Genomic DNA, 20,688 nt, shown 5'->3' with positions numbered 1-20,688 from the left:
CCAATATAAAATAATTTCTGTCTTTTGTAACTGCTCACATGTTAGTAGTCCAATAAGCTGAAGCATACTATGTGAGCAAATTATATCATATACTCTGTAATATATCTAAAAACATTACTGCTTCTTTCGATATGAACTCATCTTCTCCACAGTAACCTCCGGATAAAAGTAAGTAAGAATCGTTGCCTTCGGAACTCCTGCCGCAAGTGCCTTCTTCACTTCCTCTTTCTGCTCCGGTGTATATGACCAGTGCAGCATTCGGTTTGTGATTGTATCCTCCCACTTAGGCTTTTCCCTCTCAGGATTCCTTACAGGCTTAGTACCAGCACTTCCATTAGAAGAGTTAGCACATTCTGTAGTATCAGACTTCTGTGACTCATCGACATACTCAAGCTCATTTGCCTGCTCCCTGTCAATCTTTGCTTTCTGCTCTGCCTCATCCTGCATGGAGAATCTTCTGCTTAACTCCGCATCACCAAGCATCATAAACTGCTCATAGGTAAGAGAATCTATATACACATTCTCGCCCTTATCCCTCAGCTTTTCATAATACTTAACTGCCTTGTCTGAAAGAATCTCAAATGGCGGACCGATAAGATTATCTGCTCCTCTTATCTGATGAACATAAGGCTCTCCCTTGCCATCTGCTGTCTGGTTAAACATCGAATGATTGAACGGTATGAACTTATTGTCCATGATAGGATCAAAACCACGGATAAAGATAATACATTTCTTATTATCCAGCTTTCTGACTTCATCGGGTGTAAACAATTCTCTGCCTAATACATCATAGTTTCTTGAAGAGCTTCCCTGTCTGCCCTTTGTTTCTCCACTTGACTTCTTATCAATCGTACCTTTTCCAAGCAGCTCTGACACATACTTATGCGTACTCTGCTCGTTTCCACCGAGATAGATGAACGTATCGCAGTTGCCGGGAATTGTCTCCCAGGTATCTTTAAAAAGTGCTTTTAACTGGGCAAAGTTCTGAATAATGATAATACTTGAAATCTCACGGCTTCGCATTGTCGATAACAGTGAACAGAAGTCATCTGGCAATGCGACATTCGCAAATTCATCTAACATAAATGTCACATGGATTGGCAGCCTTCCACCACAATTAAAGTCTGCCTGATAGTACAATTCCTGAAATATCTGCGTGTATAACATACCGATAATAAAGTTATAGGATTTGTCACTATCCGGGATTACACAAAAGAGTGCTGTCTTTGTCTCCCCATCTCCGTTTACACCAATACCGATATCGGACAGATTAAGCTCATCTTTGGAGAGTAATCGTAAAACCTGCTTATTTTCAAGAAATGCAAGTCTTGAGTTGGCACTGATGATAATGGAACGGACGGTATCTCCTGCACCTCGCATACATTTGTTGTACTGCTTTACTGCCGGATGATTAGCTCCGAGTGGGGAACTCTCCTCTAAGAACTTCATTCGCACATCCAGTTTCGACGCCTTTCCCTGCTCTGTCACTTCTGCTTCTCCAAGAAGCTTCAGTACTGTCTCAAAGTTTCTCTTTGCCGGCTGTACTTCAAGCCACACATAATAAAAGATTGACTGTAAAAATAATCCTTCTGCTTTCTCCCAGAATGGATCACTTGGAGTGGAACCCTTTGGTGTGGTATTACTGATAAGATTGGTAATCAGCTTTACAACATCTGTTTCCTCTCTGATATAGGAAAACGGATTATAGCAGTCCGACTTATCCATCTCAAGCAGATTGATGACCTTCACATTGTATCCGTTATTCTTTAACATCTGCCCGCAACTTCTAAGAATCTCACCTTTTGGATCAGTACAGATAAAAGAACAGTTATGTGGCATCTGCATCAGATTCGGCTTTACTTCATAAAATGTTTTTCCTGCTCCGGAACCACCACAGATAAGTATATTTCCATTGAGCTTGAGTCTCCTAAAATCCAGCGACATCTTCACATTTTGGCTGAGTATCCGGTTGAAATTCTCATCCTTATCTGCAAGTATCTTGTTGACCTGCTTCGGATTTTCAAATCTTGCCGTACCAAATTCCTTACCGGGCATATAGTTTCTCTGACTGGTGTAATACATGACAATAGCCATCGCATAGATACCTAATGCAATGGCTACTGCTTTTACTGTATTGGAATTGTAATAGTTGGCAAAGGGAACAGCACATACTTCATTGAATCTGTCCATAAATTCATTAAAGGCAATCCCTTCTGCCCACGCACCATTTATCAGATAACCAAGATACCCGGCTAACACTGCACCCACAAGGATGAATATCAGTGACGGCTTTTTCTTTGTTGTCTGCATAGGCTGCTACCTCGCTTTCTTCGTGGTAACAGTTTTCTTCTGTGTGGTCTTTTTCTGCTGCTTCTGTACTTTCTCGTAACGCTCCCTGACAGATGACTCCACCTTGTCGTAGTGAGTATAAAGCTCGGTTCCTTTCTGGGTTGTCACCACACGATTCTGCTCATCGTAAAGCTTATAATCCTTGGTGGAATCAAGGAAAGTAAGCATTGTCTTTCCACCATGAATCTCCATGATGTTTTCCTTACGGAGCCATACATATCTTGCCTCTTCTCCCCATGTGCCGGGAACTCTGGTCTTAACAGCATGGTCATTCTCTTCGATAATCAGCTTCTTGCTGATAGTCACATCTGATAAGTTCGCATTCTTTGATGCTGCAACTGCCCTCATTCTCTCAGCAAGGTCCTGATAGCCTCTAACACGATTGATAAATGCATCCTTGTCCATCATGACTGTATGGGTGCCATCCTCATTTTTCTTTCCAAGCACACCGATTGTCTCTAGCTGTTTGATAACACTTTCAGCCTGCTCACCATTGATACTGAAATTCTCCTTGACCTGATCCACACTGATAGCTTTCTTTTCCATTGCAAACATTCCGACCTTTTCGATCAGTCCGTCAATAGCGGTATTAACCCTATCCCCTTCTATCGTGTGGCTTTTCTCGTTTCCCTGCTGTTTCTTCAAAAAATCCATCAGCTTGCCAAGGGATTTTTCATCTCCATTCTTCAGATAATCGTCAAATGTGGCAATCTTACCAAACTTGAGCTTCTGTATCATCATATTCACACGGGGAACTGCCTCTGTATGAAAGATTACCTCACTCAGTCCATCTTTCCTGTTACAGTCTGGAAGTACCGAATACAGGATTCCATACTTCTTTGCCATCTTTTCAACCTTTTTCATATCTTCGGTATTAAACTGTAACACCTGTAAATCGCCACCTTTTAAGATCAGCTTTCTCATGGATGTCTTGCCAAGTGACTTTTCATAATCAAGCATCCCTTTTAAGAAATCTATTGCCTTCTGCATGGCAGCAATGCCGCCGCTTCCTACCTTCATGGCAATCTCAATGCCATCATAAGCTACACGGATGATCTGCACCGCTTCCTGAATCTCTTCTGCCATTATCGCACCTCCACTTTCTCTCTAACTGTTGTTTTAAGCGTTTCTGTCTCTGTAGTACGGATTTCCTCGGCTGATACATCAATACCATAAGTAGTCAAAATATCTGCCAGATGATTGATTGCTTTCTCCTCCTCGATACGATACATTTCAAGTGCCACAAGCAGGTTTTCCACCTGTTCCACCCATGCAGGCTTCATATCATATTTAGACCTGTATGTGACCATAATCTCGTCCGACTCAGCCTTATCCGCTGAATGTGCCAAAGCTTCAATAAGAGAAATCGTGTCTTCCTTGCTGCCGCTTCTGAATGCGAACTGGACAACAAAGTTTTTCTCTTCCTCTGTAAATTGATGCTCCACACCATTCATCTCTGTTACTGCTTCATTTACTACTGCTAAATTCATAAGTTCCTCCTAATCTGCCATGCTGTTTTCAAGCACAGCAATCTCAATGATCTCCTTCATCTTTTCCGCTGAAATGTTGTTGTTTATAAGCTCTACAAGCTGTGACTCAGTAAGTCCCTTTTCTATTGCACTCTTAATCTGCACAAGCTGCGCCGGAACAAGGTCTCCCGATGCAACCAGCTTTACAATGTCTGCTCTTGACTTTTTCTTAAATGACAGTCTTGCAAAAAGACTTGCCACTCCGCTGTTGCTGCTCTTTCTCACACTTCGCTCAATCGGAAGTCTCTGCACCACATTTCCAGTACCATCAACTACCGGAATCTGATAATAGACCGGAATTCCATTTGCCACAGCCTGCATATTCTGAGGAACTGCAACTGTATCAACCATCTTTTTATCTGCCTGTGATACGGACTGGCTTTCCTGCGGCTCTGCCTTACTTTCTGCCTCTTTCTTATTCTCTGTGGCAACACTTATGATCTTATCTTCCAATGACTCTATTCTGTCTCCCATACGCTTCATCTCCTTATCCTTTTTCTCAATATCATCCCTAAGTCTTGCAATTGTACTGCTTGCCTTATTCAGTTCATTCTGCTGACTGTTGATAAGAGCGTCCTTATCCTGGTTCTCCTTGACCAGACGCTCCCTGACTTCCTCGTCATCTTTGGAAGTTTCTATTTCAGAAAGCTTCTTATTCAGGGCATCATACCTTTCATTCTGATGATTGATCTTTGCAACCACTTCATCCATCTGAGCTACAAGACTTTTCACATACTCTAAATCCTGTGGCATCTGCTCTTTGGCTTTATTAAGCTTTTCTAATACCACATCAAACATCCTGCGCATGTTTACTGCTGTATCATCTTTTTGGACTACCTCTCTGATTGCATCAATCGGCACACCTTTTTCATAGTAATCCAATGCTGTCTGCATCTTAGGTGCTGCCATCCTGCTATCTTTCAGCAGCGTTAACAACTCTTCTGATACACCCTTATGCAGACATTTTGATAACACCTTCATCTGCTCAATGTCATAACTTTTGTTAAGATACAGATCGATTTCATCATCAGTCAGTCCATATTCATAATCGCTTTTGACAAGAGCAATAACCTCACTGTCCATATGCTTATTACGAAGAATCTGTATCTTTCTCTCAATCGCCATTTCACTTAATGGCTCTCTTTTTTCTTCCATATATGCCTCCTAACCACTAAAAAAACAGCCTAACGTACCGGCTGTTCTTTTCTGTCTCTTATCGTTTCTTTGTCATACTGCTTCTCTTCTGCCGAAGCTGATACCGTAAGTTCCTTCCATATTGATCTTCCAAGATTAAGTTCCTTTGATACCGCCCGTTCTGCCTTACAGTCCTGTGCATACTTGCTCTCATATTTTTTTCTAAGACTCTCGACCTCTTCCACACTGTATCCCTGTGCCAGAAGCTCAGTGTTAAGCCTTTCCCATGCATTGTGCTCATCTTCAAAGAAGGTATCCCCACTCTGATAACACGATTCCGCATCATCAAGCCCCCGGATCTGTTCAGCCTTGTCAAAAATATCTTTGAATCTTTCCTTAGCCTTATAGGTCTTACTCTTTTCCTTTGATGCTTCTTTTTTCTTATCCATCAGATTATCAAGTACCGATACAAGTTCTTCCGCACTCTCAATCTTATGCCTTACCAGAAATAGATACTGCTCCTGCAGCTTATGCATCTTTCGGATATCATCCTTATACTTCCATCCCTGACTATATGGCTTCTTTTTCAGCTTTCCAATCCGGTAAAGCTTTGCATAATATCTTTTCTGCAAGCCTGACATCTTCGCCCTGCGGTATCTTTTGACATAGCACTTTACTATCGCTGCCTGTTTTTCCTCATTCTGTGACTGGTAAAAAGATAAATCTTCCTTAGCAATACGCTCCACAATAGCTTCCTGTGAATAATTCTCGCCAAGAGTCTTACATCTTCTGAATCTTGTCATCCCCTGTGGTCTGACTGCCAGATACTTTCCCTGCTTGACCTCATATCCTTTTTCCGACAGCAGTTCCAGAAATCCTCTCAAATCATTTGCCTGTAAAATGCAGGCATCCAAATCTCTTTTTATCATATCTGCCCACACAAAGCTGCCTTCACGATATTCGCTCCAATCCTTATAATTCTCGTGCTGTTTCTCTTTGCTGCCATCCTCCACATCTATAATGGAAAGACCATACTCCTGACACAGCTTATTGGTAATCGGCTGGATATACTTTGCCCAGTCACCTTTCTCGTAGCGATACTTTTTCCCATCCACAAAGCTTACACTGTTAAATACAATGTGTGAATGAACATGGTCTGTATTATCATGAACCACAAATACCGCTTCATAGGCATCGCCAAGATATTCTGCTACAAACTTCTGTGTTATCTCAAAAGCCCTGTCCGGTTCCACCTCATCCTCTTTGAAGGAAAGAATGATGTGATACCCCTGTCGCTTGTCTGTTTTTCCAAACTGCTTCTTTGTATCAATCATCTGTTCAAAAGCCATATCTGCCTGACAGTTAACAGCTCCCACAAGTCTTCCTCTCTGAGTTTTCTCAGGATTCATCACATAATCCAGTGCCCGTTTCAAATGCCTTGCATGAAAAGAATTCCCGCTGTCCTTCATGTGAAGTATCTTACTGATTGCCAATCTTTACCACCGCCTCGCTGACAGACTGATTCAGCTTTTTCATATATGCCACAAGCTGTTCCTTATCTTTCTTGGAATACAGCTGTGCATTGCTGTTAAATACAATCTGATTGATGTTAATGCCGATTCGGTTTATCTCATTGATAAGCTCTTTAAGAAGTTTCCTTACTTCCGGATAATCATTTGGTTTCTGACTGATTAGAAGCCTGATATATTCGGCTTCATTCATTCCATTTGCCTTTGCCTTATCAGAAAGTACCTTCGCTTCCTGTGGCATAAGTCTTAGTGTTTTCCTTATACAATGAACTTTATCCGCCATAGAATCACCTTCCTCTCTTACCCGTACTGTATTCTCTTACTCCTTCTGCTACTGTTACAGCAGCTTTTTCCAGTTCTTTATTACCCAGCTGGGCAATAACCCTGTCTGCAAGCTCTGTAGCAACTTCTATAAGTTCCTTACCATAACAGGTTTTATCAAACAATCTGTCCAGTCTCTTTTCATCTGCTTTCAGACTTTCATACTTGCTCTGATACTCGTTATAGTCGTTAAAATCCTTTGGATCACTCCTGTGTGCTTCCGCATCAAGTATCAGTTCATAGTTCCATTCACAGACAATATCTATAACATCATCTATCGGGTATGGTTCAATTTCACCATTCTCCTCAGCTACATCCTGCCTGTACATCTTCCCATCTGAATCTATGCCAATGGCATAATCATGTCCTTCCATATAGTTAAGCAGAATTGCAGCATCTTCTATCGAAGGGTTTAGTAAGATATCAAATGTGTCTGCCCAGGCAATAAGTTCCTCTGGTTCTGCGATTATTGTAAGTTCTTTATCCATTGCTTTCCTGCACCTCCCTTATCCGTGTTTTGTATATCTCTTCCACCCACACGCCTGTCTGAATCTCTTAGGTTTACGGCTAGATACGCATTAGAGACATCTCTGTCCTAATGCCATCTAGTTAGGGAGAAAATCTCCCTAAAACCCTCTGTTTATGGAAGTGGGGGCGCTTTTTGCCCCCACTTTGCTACTTTGGGGGCGCTTTCTGCCCCCACTTTGTTATTTTGGGGGCGCTTTCTGCCCCCACTTTTATACTGACTTTCATCCGGATTTTGTCGTGTCCGAATTGCGGGGGCGCTTTTCGCCCCCACTTTGACATTTTGGGGGCGCTTTCTGCCCCCACTTTGCTGTTTTGGGGGCGCTTTCTGCCCCCACACATCAAAATCCGGTTTCTCATGCCCTGACTGGTTCATCTGCTCTCTGATTCATCTGGTTCAGATTAAGCTTTGCAGCCACAAGCCACTCGTTGTAATCCTTATATCCGGCTGGAGGCGGACAGTCTTCTACCTCATATCCAAGCTCATAATACTTTCTCATAAGTTCAGCTGCTGCTTTTCTCCCCGGCTCATCTCCATCAAGCAGAACCGGATGGAAGTTATCTGCGGATGTTCCCGAAGAAATGTTTCAAGTGGTGCATCTGCAAGCATCCCAAGTGCCAGCTTATTTGATTCATAATCCGTGAAGATATCCACATAACTCATAAGGTCGATTGCAGCCTCAAATACTACAAGCTCTGTACTGTTAACATTTACCACATTAAATCCATAGTTCTTATCATTGCCTGTGACATCACACTTGAATGGCTTGCCCTGCTTATCAAACACTCCACGCATACTTGCAAATCTTGTCACTCCATTTTTATCATTTCCTTTGAAAACAACATTGTGGTAATGCCTGCTCTCATAAATCAGTCCATCTTTTAAAAACAGATCTATGACAGTCCTGCTGATTTCTCTCTCCTGATTCAGATATGAAATAAGATAGGAATTATCTCCCGCCGGTTCCGGTAGGACAAATGGCTTTCTCTCCTCTGCCTGCTTCTGCGATACCTGATGAACAAGTGGCTGCTTTACAGGATTCTCGATCCTTCTATATCCTGCAAAATCTAAAAGCCAGAACACAGCCTCTTTTACACTCATTCCACAAAACACCCGCAAGAAATCTACCTGTGAGCCGCCATTGTTGCCTTTGTCAAATTGCCTTGACCATCTGTACCAATGGCTTCTGTTATAGATACGGATGGAATCCATCTCCTTTAAAGTGTGGTATTTGCCAATCCTCTTTACTGTATACCCAAGGCTTTCAGCAACTGCACACAGGTCAACACTCTTTGCTATGGCAAGCTCTTCATCCGTAAATCTTCCATCCATGCTTTCACCTTGCCTTTCCCTGCTCTGCTACAAGCGGTGACTTGATATCAAGTGTCCGGTAATCTGTGCTCAGGGTAATCTTAGGATTATCAATCATGCCTTTTTCCCTGAAACTGAAAAATTCACGATTGTCTCCACCGACTATGATATGGTCAATGAGCGGTATTCCCATCAGTTCACACAGCTTGTTCATGCGGTCTGTCATCATCGTGTCTGCCTTGCTTGGGAATACATTTCCGGATGGATGACAATGGATTAACATCATGCTTGCGGCATTGCTTAAGATACTTGATTTAAACAGTTCTCTCGGATGTGCCATTGCCTCATTTAAAGAGCCAACACTTGCAAAATGCACATTGATAGGTTTTAAATCTGACCTTAGATTGACCACACACACTACTTCCCTGTCAAACTGGCACATACAGTCTCCCATGACAGCAGCTATATCCGCCGGATTATTAAAGGTGTGCTCCAAATAAATCGGAGCATCCTTTACAAGTCTTACCGAAACCACATCAAGCTTGAAGTCATTCTTCTTTGGCATCAGACACCGCCTCCTCTCCAGACTCGACACGGATAACAAAGTCACCTTTCTGGCTGTTTATGAGAGCAATGAGTTCTTCCATTGTAAGTTCCTGCTCCATAGCTGCCTCCTATCTGGACTTTTCCTTCGCGTCATATACAAGGGGAGGTTCTGCAACGATACCATCAAGTCTCTTGTTTGGTGTATCAGTTGCAAGGGTGAGTTTTCTTAAATCCTTATCATAGTGATATACCTGATTGGAAAGTCTCTCGTCCAAAGACACCTCCTGCATATTTACCTCGACTACCATCTGTGCAAGCATCTCAGGGCTTCCCATATCTGAAGATACTGCAATAACCTCATGCACGCTCGAAGGGAGAATATAAAGGTCACTCTCTAAACTCTCTGCCAGCTCATGAAGCTCATTCTCATAAAGCATGGACGCTGCACCATTGATACCCTTTTCATTGGAAATCACCCACATCGTCTGCTCCGGTGGAATCTCAGCTATCATCATCTCTGCGATCTCCTGTGGCATCCCATCCCTTGCGAACATTTCTCTCATAATGTCATTCATGCTACGAACGACAGGTGGGAAGAGTCTTCTTGTGTTTTCCGCTGCACACTTAAAGAGCTGTTCCTCGCTCATTCCAAGTCTTTTCGCAAATTCATTTGTAATTTTTGAACTCTGCACCGCATCCTTATCGGCACTGATTATTACCTTATACACAATAGAAAGATCCTGAAACTCCCTGTGAGGCACCTGTTCCAAAAATGTTTTATTCTGCTCTGTATTGATGAGCTGGAATACAATCTTCTCGTTAGCATCCTTCATAATGCTGTCCACATCAACAACCGGAGCCTGCTCATATGCCCTTTCCATAAAGTCACATGCAGCCATAAGTGTTTCCTCAAGATCCCCACAGTCCTGATACTTCTTATACATGTCATTGATATAAATCGTAGGCGAAATGTTCCTGCCTTCTTCTCTTAAGATGATGCCATCAAGAGTCACATTCACCTTTTCCACGGGTTCTGCCACAAGCTCCATTCCTTTGAACTTCTCAGGCATATAATCCATAAACTTTTCTTTTACTACTTCCTTAAAAATCTCGTAATTCATCATATTACGGTTCCTCCTTAATCTAAAAAAGCGGGGAACATAAGTTACTGGCTTACATTCCCCGCAAGGTTAATTTTTACTGTTTATTCTTTTTCTTTCTTCCACGAAGTCCGACTCCGACACCAGTAATAAGTGCAAGTGCACCGATTCCAAGATAAAGAAGCGGATTTGCATTGTCACCTGTCTGTGGAAGCTTAGGCTCTGTCGGTACATTGACAAGCTTAAGTGTTGTTACAACAACTTCCGGTGCATTGTCATCATATCGAAGAGTTACATCGTGAGCTGTTTCATCAAGGATATATCCATCAGCTGCTTTTGTCTCAACTACTGTATAATGGATATCTTCCTTAAATGAACCATCCTCATTGTAAGTACAGATAGGAAGCTCCTTGCTCTCTGCATGACCATTCTTGTCAGTAGTGAGTGTATCAAGCACCTTTCCGTCCTTATCCCTTACTTCAAATACAACACCCTCGATTGGCTTTCCGGTTACTTTGTCAGTTTTCTCAATGACAATCTTACCGACTGCCTGTTCATCTTTCATGGATACCTTCTGGATTTCTGCTGTCTCCTTTACTTCAAAGGTTACATCACTTGCCACCTTATATCCATATGGTGCAGATTCCTCTCTGAGTGTGTACTTTCCGACAGGAAGTCTCTCAATCATATGCGTCTTTCCTGCCTCTGATGTCCAGCTCTCAACAAGCTTTCCATCAGCATCAATAACTGAAATCTTTGCTCCAGGCAATTCTTTCTTGCCTGTGATATCAGTCTTTGAAATTTCTACCTTGATCGGTGCATTTTCAAATGCTGCCTCAAACTCGATAACCTTTACCTTATCTCCCTGATATGAAGCATCCACATCAAATGTCTTATCTGACTTCACATAGCCCTTTGGTGCCTCAAGTTCTTTGACATAATACTGTCCAAGTGGAAGGTCAGAGGTAAATGTTACTTTGCCATCCTTTCCAGTAACACCTCTCTCAATCTGTGTATCTGCTTTGACAATAACCTTTCCATCCTTATTTACGATATCTTCTTTCGCAAATAAACCAAATACAGCACCTTCAAGCTCTTTCTTTGTCTCTGAATCCGTCTTGGTTACAGTAATCTGCACTTTCTGACGCTCATTTGTCACATCCATTCCTGCAAATACAACCTTTGTATTCTGATCGATATAGGAAAGATCTGCCTCAATCGGTGTCTCATCTAATACAAATCCATCAATGGTCTTTGTCTCAACAAGATAATACTTGCCAAGTGGAAGGTCATCAATTCTAGCGATACCCTTATCATTTGTCACGATGGTTGCCACCTTGTCTCCTGCCTTGTGATATACAGTGTTAAGTCCGTCAGCACTTACGATATCCTCTTTTGCATATACATCAAAAGTTACTCCTGCAAGGCTGTCCTTGAAGAAATTGAAGATAAAGTCATACCAGTAACCCTTCATAAGAGTAGTATCTGTTACAAATTCGCCGTCCTTATTGATGACGATGGAACCTGTAGGAACTTCATCCTTCATCTCTACATGCTGCACTTTGCCCGTGTCCTCTACTGTAAACTGGATATCTGCTGCCTTGAGATATCCGTAAGGAGCAAATTCCTCACGAAGAGTGTAAGTCTCTCCAACTACAAGTCTCTTGATTACATGTGCTTCCTTAGCATCAGATGTCCATGTGTCTACCACATTTCCATCCTTATCAAGTACAGTAAGTGTTGCACCTGTAAGCTCTGCACCGCTTGTGATATCTGTCTTTGTAAACTCAAAGGTTGTAGGAGTGTTCTTATACTCGCTGTTATATACAGCAGTCTTAACATCCTGTCCCTGATATTTTGTATCAAAGTTTACTGCTTCCTCACTTGTCACATATCCGGCAGGCTTTACAAGCTCCCTTGCAACATATTTTGCAAATGGATAATCCTTAACAAAAGCAATCTTTCCATTCTCATCAGATGTTGCCTTCTCAAGAAGTGTACCTTTCTCGATAATAACCCTGCCATCAGCATTCCTTATATCCTCATCTGCATAAAGACCAAATACTGCACCTGCAATCGGTGTATTATCTTCTGCATCAAGCTTGGTCACTGACATATCAAGCTTCTGTCTGTCATCTGAGAAAGTAAGGCTTTCCTTGATAACAGGTGTCTTATCATCCACATATGTGAATGTGACTTTCTGCTCATTTGGATTTAACACATATCCGTCAGGAGCTGTTACTTCAACAACTCTGTACTGACCAAGAGGAAGATTCTTGGCTACTGCCTTTCCATCTTTTCCTGTTGTAAGAGTTGCCACAAGGTCGCCCTTGCTGTAATACTTTGTACGGTTGCCATCTGCATCCTTCTGGTTGTCTGCTGTGTAAATATCCTCGGCAGCATAAACTTTGAATTTTGCTCCGGCAAGTGAGCCTTCCTTATAAACAAACTCTTTCTCATATGAGCTTGCAAGAAGTCCACCCTTAAATCCGTCAAGTACCTCTCCCTTCTTTTCTACAGTCAGCTCTCCGACTGCAGGGGCATCGGAATATTCCACTGTGATGATGGCATCATTGGTATCTCCATCTGTCTCAAATGCTGTATCTGTATCAACTGAAATGTTGATATAGTTATCATTCACCACATATCCGAATGGTGCTTTTACCTCTTCAATGCGGTAGTTTCCGATTTTGAGTGCTTCCGGTAAGATTAAGTCTCCATCCTCATCAGTAAAGAATGAAGTATGCTTAACCTTTGACGGATAAGTTGTGTACTGGGTTACATATTCGTTCTTATCAATATTGAAGATCTTAAACTCTGCATTTGGCACAAGCACTGTCTGCTTTGTATCGGAATCCTTCTTGATTACACGAGCTTTGCAGTAAACTCCCTGTCAAGGAATACTCTCCATGTCTGAGGCTTGTCAGGATGATTCTCGCTGATTTTTACCTCAAATGGCTTGATTGTCTTCATGTTATGCGGTGTCTTTGACTCAACTACCACATAGGTTCCATAAGGAATTGCAATGGAAACTGCATGTCCCTTGTCATCGGATGTGATTGTTGTTGCTCCGTTTTCCCCGATTACTACCGGAGTTGCCTTGTCATAGTCATAACTTCCATCTGCCTTTACGGATAAAGAAGATTTTAAGTATGCTGTGAACTCTGCACCTGCAAGCAGTCCTGCTTCAGTATCATCGCCATTGTCAGATACCTTGATAAGCTGGAATGGCTGCTTGATGACCTGCTCTGCTGAGGTTGTGCTTCTTGATACCTCTGCTACAAGGTCTCCCTCATAGTCACATACTACATCGTGCTCCTCTTCGTCTAAGAGATACCCCTCTGATGGAGTGATTTCTTTCACATAATAGTTTCCAAGGTAAAGGTTATTGACCTCTGCTTCGCCATTCTTATCTGTTGTAAGTGTTGCTACAAGGTCACCTGCTTTGAATACAGCTCCTGTTGCTCCGTCCGGATGCACGATATCGTTTCTTGCATAAAGACCATAAACTGCACCTTCAAGGCTTGCATCTCCCTGGGCAACTGCCTTGCCTGATTCCTTGTCTACCTTGTAGATATGAATCTTTGCTGTAGTTCTGTCATTTACAAATGTGTGGCTGAATGATGCCTTTGCCTGTGTTTCAGGTAATACATTGAAATTGAAGCTGTAAACATCTTTACTGTTTCTGATATACGCATATGGTGCCTGTGTCTCTGAGATATAATATCCGTTAGAGATTGGCAGATCCACGCTGTAGCTCGCCTTTCCGTCCTCACCTGTAGTTACTGTTTCAAGAGCTGTACCCTTTGTCACAATAACCTGTCCGGCATAGTTTTTGATGTCATTTCCGGCATAAAGTGTGTACTTGCCGCCATCAAGAGGGTTCTCTGTGTCAGAGTCCTTCTTTACGACAGATACATCCGCTTTCTGTCTTGTATTCTCAATCGTAGCTGATTCATACTGTACTGTCACAGTCTGGTCCTTATACTCAACTGCTACTGTCTGAGGTGTGGTATTGATTGTATACCCGTCAATGCTCTTAATCTCAGTAACCACATAAGTTCCAAGATGAAGGTCAGATAATACCACCTGTCCGTCAGTTCCTGTTGTAAGGCTTTCTGCTACAACATCGCCAGCACTATACACCTTTGTACCATCTGCCTTGTAGATATCTGCTCCTGCTGTCACCTTAAATGTTGCTCCCGGAAGCTTCTTTTTCTCATAAATAAAGTTACTTCCATTCCATGAGCTGAGCACTTCACCTTCCTTGTAGATTGTGATTGCTCCAAGCTGCTCCTTATCTGTTGCAGAGATTCCGGTTGTCTGTCCCGCTCTTACAGTAAGAGTATGAACCTTACCGGAAAGAACATAGCCCTTTGGTGCTGTAATCTCTTTTACATAATAAATGCCTGCGACAAGTGCAGCTGACTTTGCATATCCGTTTCCATCTGTTGTCATGGTCTGTACTCTGTTTGTGCATCCGCTGTCAGAATAAATTCCATAGACTGCACCGGAAAGCTTCACTCCGCTTGACTCATCTGTCTTTGTAAGCTCACCATATCCGATGTTCTCTGTCTTGACCTTGATATAGGCTTTGACAGGATCTGCTGTCGGTCTTTCAGAAATAAACTCCTGATATCCGCTCTTTCCTGTAAGCCAGAATACACAGCTTGATGTTGTCTCAACCTTGCCAGCATTGGATGTGAATGTTCCTGTTGTAGCTGTGGTATTCACGCTCGTTGAAGAGATTGTAATACTGTTGCCATTCTTATCAACAGAATATCCACTGATGCCAAAATCAAAGTCTGATAAGACACCATTGCTGTCAGATAATGTTGTTTCAAATCTCTGACTTCCCTCATTCCACTTCAACTCATAAGTTGGTGCCTCACTGGTTCTGCGTGATGCAAAACTTGGAGCGTTGCATTGTAGGAACTGCTGATATTGTCTCTGAGCCTCTCATAATAGCTGTATGAAGAATCAGGACTTGGTGCTGTGTTACAGAGCTTTCTTGCTGCCGAATCACCACTTCCGGTTCCAAAGATATCTGCTACAATAACCCATACCATTGCCTGAGTTGCGATATACTCATCGCACTGACTGTTGCTTGGTGCCGCCTTTTGTGTACTGTTAAACCCATAATAAAGGCAGTAACTTAAAAGCTTTCTCTGCTGTGCTGACATTGATGTGCTCGCATCATCGTAGCTGTTCATAAGCTGACCGCCATCTGCTCTTAATCCGAAATTCATACAATATGCAGAATTTCCGTCAAGAATTGAATACAGAATCTTGCCATGATTATATCCAGGCTTCAGCTCACTTACTTCTCCGGAATTTTTGACTGACGCATTCCAGAACGCAATATTTGCCTGCGGACTGGCTGCAAATGCTGTTGTTCCATTCGTAAAGAGTGTTCCAACCATTGTGAGCATAGCCATAAATCCTGCCATAAAACGCTTTAGTTTCTGTTTCATGTGCTCTTTCCTCCTTAATTTTCGCATAAAAAGAGAAAGACATAAGTTTATGGCTTACATCTTTCTTCCTTCTGCTTCTATTCGTTTTTATTTATCTGTGACATCGAAACTCGTAATAGTCTGTGCCGCCTGTCGTGTAAACTCCATCATAACTGATGTAGAATACCGGATCTGTTTCCAAAAGTAACATACTTGCAATATATTCTGCGATTGCATCCTCAGATGATAACCGCTGTCCATCAATGGTACTTGCTTTGTTGAGGTCTGTCTCTACAAACACACTATAATAAGAGCCTTCCATACCATCGTAAGGATAATACTCATTGTACTCTTCCTGCGTGATACTGCCGTCATTCAAATGATTCTGTAAATTCTGCTGTGTGGTAATCATCCCTCCTGCCTGACACTTTGCTGTTGCAAGTGACACAACATTCTGTGGACTGTACGCCACGGATGCCGGCTTTGGATTGCTCACATTGTCTTTCGGACTGTCTGTAGTCTGACCACCATTACCTGCATTACTCTGATTTCCACCAGCTTCCTTATTACCACTTGCAGGAGCTTTCTGTTCCGGCTCGTCATTCTGCTCTGACTTTTCTTTCTGCTTTGAAGCAGTTTCATTATCAGCAGACTGGTTATCTTCCTTATCAGTCTTCTCTTCTGAATCTTTAACCTCGGCAATATCTTTCTCTGTCTCTTCACTTCCAGCTTCGGTTGTGACCTCTGTGACAGCTTCCGTTGCCATTGCTACTTCTTCAGTTGGCTTTACGCTTTCCGTCTGTTTCTCTGTCTGATTATCAGCCTTTTCCTTACCACCATTACAGGCAGCCATTGAAAAGACCAGTACTGCGGATAATAAGATAATACTTATCTTCTTCATAGTAATCACCCATCCCTTCTCCGCAAGAGGGACGGGCTATGTGTTCCGTGCCATCCACCCTTGCGGTGAACTATTTATCTGTAATGCACGGGACACATAGGACTGTCCCGTATTCTGTGCATCTTAAACTCCTTTCATTATACCAGCTCTCTTATTTTAAAGAAATACTGCATAAGTCTTCTGTTTTTCTTATAATTTAAGAATAAACCCTTTACCTGCATACGCTCACCTCCTCTCAGAATGTACCCATTCTTACGAATGAAAGAAATATCCTTGCCACCATAGCGAATAGAAGAAGAATTATTCTGGCAAGTCCTAAGACCAGCTTCAATGCTCCAAGAATTATCCTTAATATCCACTTGAGGATCTCTAAAATCACTGTTCCTACGACTTCCATAACTCTTCTCATAATAATCAGTCTCCTTTCGACATCCATCCCATTGCAAGTCCTGCAACATCTGCATCATCCATAACATCTTCTGTAGGTTCTTGTGCTTCACTATTGGCTGCCTGCATTAGTACCGGCTGACCAACATTCATCCCGGATATCACTCCGCCTAACAACTTTATTACCTCTTTTCTAGCCTCATTTGTTGCTGCTTCAATGACCTCTTCCTTAATGTCATCAATATCTTCTGACCGGATATATTCAGCCCGCTCTTTTTCCTTCTTCTTGATAACAAAGGTTTCTTTTCCATAATTATCAATGTAGAACTGAATCGCATCTATGATGAACTGATTCTTAGATTTGAAAATCTTCGGATCAAGGTTCTGAATCACATCATTGATTTTCACATGCTGTGGATTGCTCATGTTAAGGCGGACAGAAGTTTTTACTTCATATTCAAGTCTTCTTCCCATCATCTGCCTCCTTATGATAAACGCCTAGTGCTTTTAAGTCCCATCGTGGCAAGCTGCTCATATCCTCTTGCATTTGCCTTTACATCAAGGTTATAGGAAATGTTCTTTGCATCGTGACTGCCAAAATTCTTCATCACAACTGCCCCTCCACCGACAAATACAATCGGTGTAGTCTTTAAGTTATACCCAAACTCACGGATTGAGTTATATACCTTATCAACAAAATCCTCTATCTCTGCCTTAATAATGGCAAAGTATTCATCATCAATATCTGACCTGCCATATCGCATGATGTTCTGTATCTCTGACTCGTCTACCTCTCCGTTAAGCTGTCTTACACACTGTTCATTGATAGAACGCATACAGGTAATAAGACCTTTTGGTATCGTCACACACTTTGATTCATCCGGTGACTTGTTGATTACCGGCATAATGTCGATTGTCCAGCTACCGATATCTACTATCAGCGTTTTCTTTGCCATTGTAGGTATCTTGTCCACTACTGCTGCATAACACTGAGGAAATATTGCCACATCATCAATTTCAATATAATACGGCTCATTCTCATATTTGAAGCTTACACGCTTATTCTTTGTCAGGTACTTGATAAAGTCATTCTTCTCAGCTCCAAACCTTGTAAGTGGAAGTCCTACAGCAAGGAATACCTTTGCCTCTGCAAGACCTCTTCTTTTAAGTTCCTTAGCAACTGCTGCAAGAGTGAGAAGATAAAAGCTGTCATCTTCGACCTTTGTATCCTTTACTTCCTGCCTCACAGTTCCAACCTTATAGAACTTTCCTTCATACTCAAGTACATCGCCGAAAAGTGCCGGAGTTGTTGTAATCTCCTTAACACCTGTGACAAATACCTGAGAGATTGTTTTCATCATTGACCAACCATGATCAATGCCGATTACTTCTAACTTGTTATTCATATGTTTTGCACATCCTTTCTTCTTAAACAGCCACTTGAACATCTTAACCACCTACTTTCCTATCAGCTTTCGCATACAAGGAAAACAATAACCATTCCCCTGATAATATGGACATCCGACACATTCCGTCGGAAGTTTCTGTTCTTTTTTCTTAGATGGTTTACAACATGTTCCATTGGCACATCTGTTGTTATGTCCCCAGAAGAATCTACAATGCATACAATCTTTTAATTCTCTTTCAAGCTTTTCTTCTGGAGATACAAACCTGCGTTTCTTATGCTTATCTCTTTTTTCAACTGTTCCCACCAGAGCTCTCCTCCCTTCCAAGGAGTGATTGCTCTCTTATCTGTTCCATTGTCCTGTCCGACTCTCCTGCCGTCCTAGCTAACGAATACAATACGATAAGAACAATAATTATTAATGCTATGCTAAATCCCATCATCACTTTATCCTCCTTCAAATTAGTTGCCATATAGACAAAATTTGAATTTGGAAGTGATATAGTCTACATGGCTATGCTTAATGCTAAGCATGTAGGTACACGCCAGTCTTCTAGACTCCTATATCGCCCCGTGTACAAAGAGGTGTTCTCACCTCCGGGAGTTACAGACGAGCCACAAAATGTGTTTCACGACGCCCTTCTGAATTATCAGAAGCACTATCTCTTCTTTTAGCCTTTTGAAGATAAGGACGAACTTCTCGCCCTCTGTGGTTAATTATCCTTACGCAACATGCCGATTCCTTTTACCAGATTTCCATCCAGCTTCTCGCCCTTCATCTTTCGATCCATCAGACTACTAATATGATAGCTGTGACTTTCATCCTCCAGGTACATGCCCCGTAATTTTACTACCTACAGAAATTCTGTAGTGCAAACTACTTTGCAAATCTGTAACTGATTATTCAATTGTTATGTCCAATCTCTCTTGGACAATTGATATTCTACAATGCACTTTAATTTTACGGAAGTGACACCACTGGTGTATTTTTACGAATTTTCACCAGTTTTTGGTGTATTTGTCATTTCCTTTAATTTGTCCCATGTATGCTTAGGCAGTTCTCTTGCCGGCTCTCTGAATCGTTCAAGATATTTTTCAAATAATTCCGTATTGATTAATGCTGAATTACCGACTTTATAGACTGCTCCTGCCTCTCTCGCAATTACTATGATTCTCGATTTACTTATCCCATAAATAATCGCTCCTTCCTCTGCATTGACAAATTTTTTCATAAAATCCTTTGTATCTGAATAGCACTTATATGAGTAACTCATTCATCAGTCTCCTTTCACATTTGGCAATGGATGTTTCATTTCTGTTGGCGGTTCTCTGAATTGCTCCATATATTCATCAAACACCTCCAGATTAATCAGAATAGTATTTCCTTTTGCTTCGCCTATCTTATATACAGCTCCAGCTGCTCTAGCCATTTCGATAAATCTATGATGTCCTATGCTGTAAGTCATTGAACCCTCTCCGATTCTCACAAACTTCTTTTCCACAATTTTATTTGAACTAGGAACTCTTGCAGAATGTTTCATAAATTTCATCAACCTTTCCTTATGTACTAATATAATCTTTGCAAGCTGATATCTTGCTCCAGCAGCCAACGCTATATCCATTGCCTCATCTTGTGTTACATCTAATAAAGCCATTACCTCATCAATACGAATAAATCTTGGTTTTACAGTTTCTTTTCTATAGGCACAAACTGAACCACTCAATGTATTTACCATAACATCACCTACTTATAAAACTCAGAATCTGTAATATGAAAAGTTTCAAGATACTTATCCAATATTTCTGTATTAACAAGTACAAGCTGACCAATTTTATAACAAGCCTTGGCATCCTTAGCCACTTCTTGAAATTTTGTCATTCCCATACTGTACATCTTTGCACCATCTGAATATCTTACAAACTTTTTTGCATCCTCATATCTATCTTTCTTCTTTGATTCATTCATTGCTGTGCTCCTTTCACTTTGACTTCATAACAAATGACGTATTTTCTCCATAACGCAAAAAAGAGGACATCTTCTAAATTTCTTTAGAAAATGTCCTCTTAGTAGTTCATATTTGATTGAATCTTTTTCTTTTCAGATTGTGTACTCTTTCATACTGATGTAAATGACTATGCCAAAATACGTCTTTTAATGCGTCCTTTGACGTACTCAAATGCCTCAACCCCGCATAAA

At 41.5% G+C, this 20,688-nt stretch carries 22 protein-coding genes and 1 pseudogene; all 23 read right to left on the bottom strand.

What is annotated here, in order from left to right:
• Positions 1 to 114: 114 nt before the first annotated feature.
• A complete protein-coding gene (locus tag DXA97_RS09675) occupies positions 115 to 2,310 on the bottom strand; it encodes a VirD4-like conjugal transfer protein, CD1115 family (protein ID WP_077326140.1) in 2,196 nt (731 codons plus the stop codon).
• A 6-nt stretch (positions 2,311 to 2,316) separates the two neighbouring features.
• A complete protein-coding gene (locus tag DXA97_RS09670; protein ID WP_004611534.1) occupies positions 2,317 to 3,435 on the bottom strand; it encodes a PcfB family protein in 1,119 nt (372 codons plus the stop codon).
• A complete protein-coding gene (locus DXA97_RS09665; protein WP_077326142.1) occupies positions 3,435 to 3,839 on the bottom strand; it encodes a hypothetical protein in 405 nt (134 codons plus the stop codon). The genes DXA97_RS09670 and DXA97_RS09665 overlap by 1 nt, the downstream gene beginning before the upstream one ends.
• Positions 3,840 to 3,848: 9 nt before the next feature.
• A complete protein-coding gene (locus DXA97_RS09660) occupies positions 3,849 to 5,033 on the bottom strand; it encodes a hypothetical protein (RefSeq protein WP_118719812.1) in 1,185 nt (394 codons plus the stop codon).
• A 29-nt stretch (positions 5,034 to 5,062) separates the two neighbouring features.
• Positions 5,063 to 6,505, bottom strand: a complete 1,443-nt coding sequence (locus DXA97_RS09655) for a relaxase/mobilization nuclease domain-containing protein (protein WP_330417506.1) — start codon at positions 6,503 to 6,505, stop codon at positions 5,063 to 5,065.
• The gene (gene mobC, locus DXA97_RS09650) at positions 6,492 to 6,824 is read right to left on the bottom strand and encodes a plasmid mobilization relaxosome protein MobC (protein WP_055262787.1); all 333 of its coding nucleotides are present in this window, start codon (positions 6,822 to 6,824) and stop codon (positions 6,492 to 6,494) included. Before mobC ends, DXA97_RS09655 begins: the two co-directional genes overlap by 14 nt.
• A 4-nt stretch (positions 6,825 to 6,828) precedes the next feature.
• Entirely contained in the window at positions 6,829 to 7,350 is a 522-nt protein-coding gene (locus DXA97_RS09645) for a multidrug transporter (RefSeq protein WP_117947323.1), read from the bottom strand.
• Between the two features lie 393 nt (positions 7,351 to 7,743).
• Positions 7,744 to 8,720, bottom strand: a pseudogene (locus DXA97_RS09635) (DUF3991 and TOPRIM domain-containing protein).
• Between the two features lie 4 nt (positions 8,721 to 8,724).
• Positions 8,725 to 9,264 (bottom strand): JAB domain-containing protein, encoded by a 540-nt coding sequence (locus DXA97_RS09630; RefSeq protein WP_117947321.1) that lies wholly within the window; start codon positions 9,262 to 9,264, stop codon positions 8,725 to 8,727.
• Positions 9,265 to 9,373: 109 nt separating this feature from the next.
• Positions 9,374 to 10,369 carry a DUF5688 family protein gene (locus tag DXA97_RS09625; protein ID WP_117947320.1) on the bottom strand — a complete coding sequence of 332 codons (996 nt, stop codon included), beginning with the start codon at positions 10,367 to 10,369 and terminating at the stop codon, positions 9,374 to 9,376.
• Positions 10,370 to 10,442: 73 nt separating this feature from the next.
• Positions 10,443 to 13,175, bottom strand: a complete 2,733-nt coding sequence (locus DXA97_RS20860) for a SpaA isopeptide-forming pilin-related protein (RefSeq protein ID WP_243107611.1) — start codon at positions 13,173 to 13,175, stop codon at positions 10,443 to 10,445.
• A 35-nt stretch (positions 13,176 to 13,210) separates the two neighbouring features.
• On the bottom strand, positions 13,211 to 15,217 hold the full coding sequence (locus DXA97_RS20855; protein WP_243107610.1) for a prealbumin-like fold domain-containing protein: 2,007 nt from the start codon (positions 15,215 to 15,217) through the stop codon (positions 13,211 to 13,213).
• Positions 15,214 to 15,819: a thioester domain-containing protein gene (locus DXA97_RS20850; RefSeq protein WP_243107609.1), complete on the bottom strand. Its 606-nt coding sequence runs from the start codon at positions 15,817 to 15,819 to the stop codon at positions 15,214 to 15,216. Before DXA97_RS20850 ends, DXA97_RS20855 begins: the two co-directional genes overlap by 4 nt.
• Before the next feature lie 91 nt (positions 15,820 to 15,910).
• Positions 15,911 to 16,699, bottom strand: coding sequence for a hypothetical protein (locus DXA97_RS09615; protein WP_118629987.1), 789 nt, complete (start codon positions 16,697 to 16,699; stop codon positions 15,911 to 15,913).
• Positions 16,700 to 16,934: 235 nt separating this feature from the next.
• Complete coding sequence (locus tag DXA97_RS09610) at positions 16,935 to 17,108, bottom strand: hypothetical protein (protein ID WP_182436856.1); 174 nt, start codon at positions 17,106 to 17,108, stop codon at positions 16,935 to 16,937.
• A gap of 5 nt (positions 17,109 to 17,113) precedes the next feature.
• Positions 17,114 to 17,563, bottom strand: coding sequence for an ATP-binding protein (locus DXA97_RS09605; RefSeq protein ID WP_118629954.1), 450 nt, complete (start codon positions 17,561 to 17,563; stop codon positions 17,114 to 17,116).
• 8 nt (positions 17,564 to 17,571) lie between these two features.
• Entirely contained in the window at positions 17,572 to 18,492 is a 921-nt protein-coding gene (locus DXA97_RS09600; protein WP_118629989.1) for a ParM/StbA family protein, read from the bottom strand.
• A gap of 51 nt (positions 18,493 to 18,543) precedes the next feature.
• A complete protein-coding gene (locus DXA97_RS09595; protein WP_004611518.1) occupies positions 18,544 to 18,798 on the bottom strand; it encodes a hypothetical protein in 255 nt (84 codons plus the stop codon).
• A complete protein-coding gene (locus DXA97_RS09590) occupies positions 18,785 to 18,934 on the bottom strand; it encodes a hypothetical protein (RefSeq protein ID WP_227081570.1) in 150 nt (49 codons plus the stop codon). The genes DXA97_RS09595 and DXA97_RS09590 overlap by 14 nt, the downstream gene beginning before the upstream one ends.
• A gap of 270 nt (positions 18,935 to 19,204) precedes the next feature.
• Positions 19,205 to 19,327, bottom strand: coding sequence for a hypothetical protein (locus DXA97_RS21560; RefSeq protein ID WP_004611516.1), 123 nt, complete (start codon positions 19,325 to 19,327; stop codon positions 19,205 to 19,207).
• 153 nt (positions 19,328 to 19,480) lie between these two features.
• Positions 19,481 to 19,765: a DUF6462 family protein gene (locus DXA97_RS09585; protein WP_181983922.1), complete on the bottom strand. Its 285-nt coding sequence runs from the start codon at positions 19,763 to 19,765 to the stop codon at positions 19,481 to 19,483.
• 3 nt (positions 19,766 to 19,768) lie between these two features.
• Entirely contained in the window at positions 19,769 to 20,227 is a 459-nt protein-coding gene (locus DXA97_RS09580) for a DUF6462 family protein (protein ID WP_004611514.1), read from the bottom strand.
• An 8-nt stretch (positions 20,228 to 20,235) separates the two neighbouring features.
• Complete coding sequence (locus tag DXA97_RS09575; RefSeq protein WP_005340583.1) at positions 20,236 to 20,457, bottom strand: DUF6462 family protein; 222 nt, start codon at positions 20,455 to 20,457, stop codon at positions 20,236 to 20,238.
• Between the last annotated feature and the right edge of the window lie 231 nt (positions 20,458 to 20,688).

Source organism: Clostridium sp. OF09-36, from assembly GCF_003481985.1.
In the GTDB taxonomy this organism is placed as follows: domain Bacteria; phylum Bacillota; class Clostridia; order Lachnospirales; family Lachnospiraceae; genus Brotaphodocola.
The sequence above is the reverse complement of the archived record's forward strand: the minus strand, read 5'-3'. Positions and strand labels throughout refer to the sequence as shown.

Bases quoted from the DNA above. Each gene is read 5' to 3' on its own strand.
- DXA97_RS09675 (WP_077326140.1), bottom strand. From the start codon at position 2,310: ATGCAGACAACAAAGAAAAAGCCGTCACTGATATTCATCCTTGTGGGT.
- DXA97_RS09670 (WP_004611534.1), bottom strand. From the start codon at position 3,435: ATGGCAGAAGAGATTCAGGAAGCGGTGCAGATCATCCGTGTAGCTTAT.
- DXA97_RS09665 (WP_077326142.1), bottom strand. From the start codon at position 3,839: ATGAATTTAGCAGTAGTAAATGAAGCAGTAACAGAGATGAATGGTGTG.
- DXA97_RS09660 (WP_118719812.1), bottom strand. From the start codon at position 5,033: ATGGAAGAAAAAAGAGAGCCATTAAGTGAAATGGCGATTGAGAGAAAG.
- mobC (WP_055262787.1), bottom strand. From the start codon at position 6,824: ATGGCGGATAAAGTTCATTGTATAAGGAAAACACTAAGACTTATGCCA.
- DXA97_RS09645 (WP_117947323.1), bottom strand. From the start codon at position 7,350: ATGGATAAAGAACTTACAATAATCGCAGAACCAGAGGAACTTATTGCC.
- DXA97_RS09630 (WP_117947321.1), bottom strand. From the start codon at position 9,264: ATGCCAAAGAAGAATGACTTCAAGCTTGATGTGGTTTCGGTAAGACTT.
- DXA97_RS09625 (WP_117947320.1), bottom strand. From the start codon at position 10,369: ATGATGAATTACGAGATTTTTAAGGAAGTAGTAAAAGAAAAGTTTATG.
- DXA97_RS20850 (WP_243107609.1), bottom strand. From the start codon at position 15,819: ATGAAACAGAAACTAAAGCGTTTTATGGCAGGATTTATGGCTATGCTC.
- DXA97_RS09615 (WP_118629987.1), bottom strand. From the start codon at position 16,699: ATGAAGAAGATAAGTATTATCTTATTATCCGCAGTACTGGTCTTTTCA.
- DXA97_RS09610 (WP_182436856.1), bottom strand. From the start codon at position 17,108: ATGAGAAGAGTTATGGAAGTCGTAGGAACAGTGATTTTAGAGATCCTC.
- DXA97_RS09605 (WP_118629954.1), bottom strand. From the start codon at position 17,563: ATGATGGGAAGAAGACTTGAATATGAAGTAAAAACTTCTGTCCGCCTT.
- DXA97_RS09600 (WP_118629989.1), bottom strand. From the start codon at position 18,492: ATGAATAACAAGTTAGAAGTAATCGGCATTGATCATGGTTGGTCAATG.
- DXA97_RS09590 (WP_227081570.1), bottom strand. From the start codon at position 18,934: ATGATGGGATTTAGCATAGCATTAATAATTATTGTTCTTATCGTATTG.
- DXA97_RS21560 (WP_004611516.1), bottom strand. From the start codon at position 19,327: ATGTACCTGGAGGATGAAAGTCACAGCTATCATATTAGTAGTCTGATG.
- DXA97_RS09585 (WP_181983922.1), bottom strand. From the start codon at position 19,765: ATGAGTTACTCATATAAGTGCTATTCAGATACAAAGGATTTTATGAAA.
- DXA97_RS09580 (WP_004611514.1), bottom strand. From the start codon at position 20,227: ATGGTAAATACATTGAGTGGTTCAGTTTGTGCCTATAGAAAAGAAACT.
- DXA97_RS09575 (WP_005340583.1), bottom strand. From the start codon at position 20,457: ATGAATGAATCAAAGAAGAAAGATAGATATGAGGATGCAAAAAAGTTT.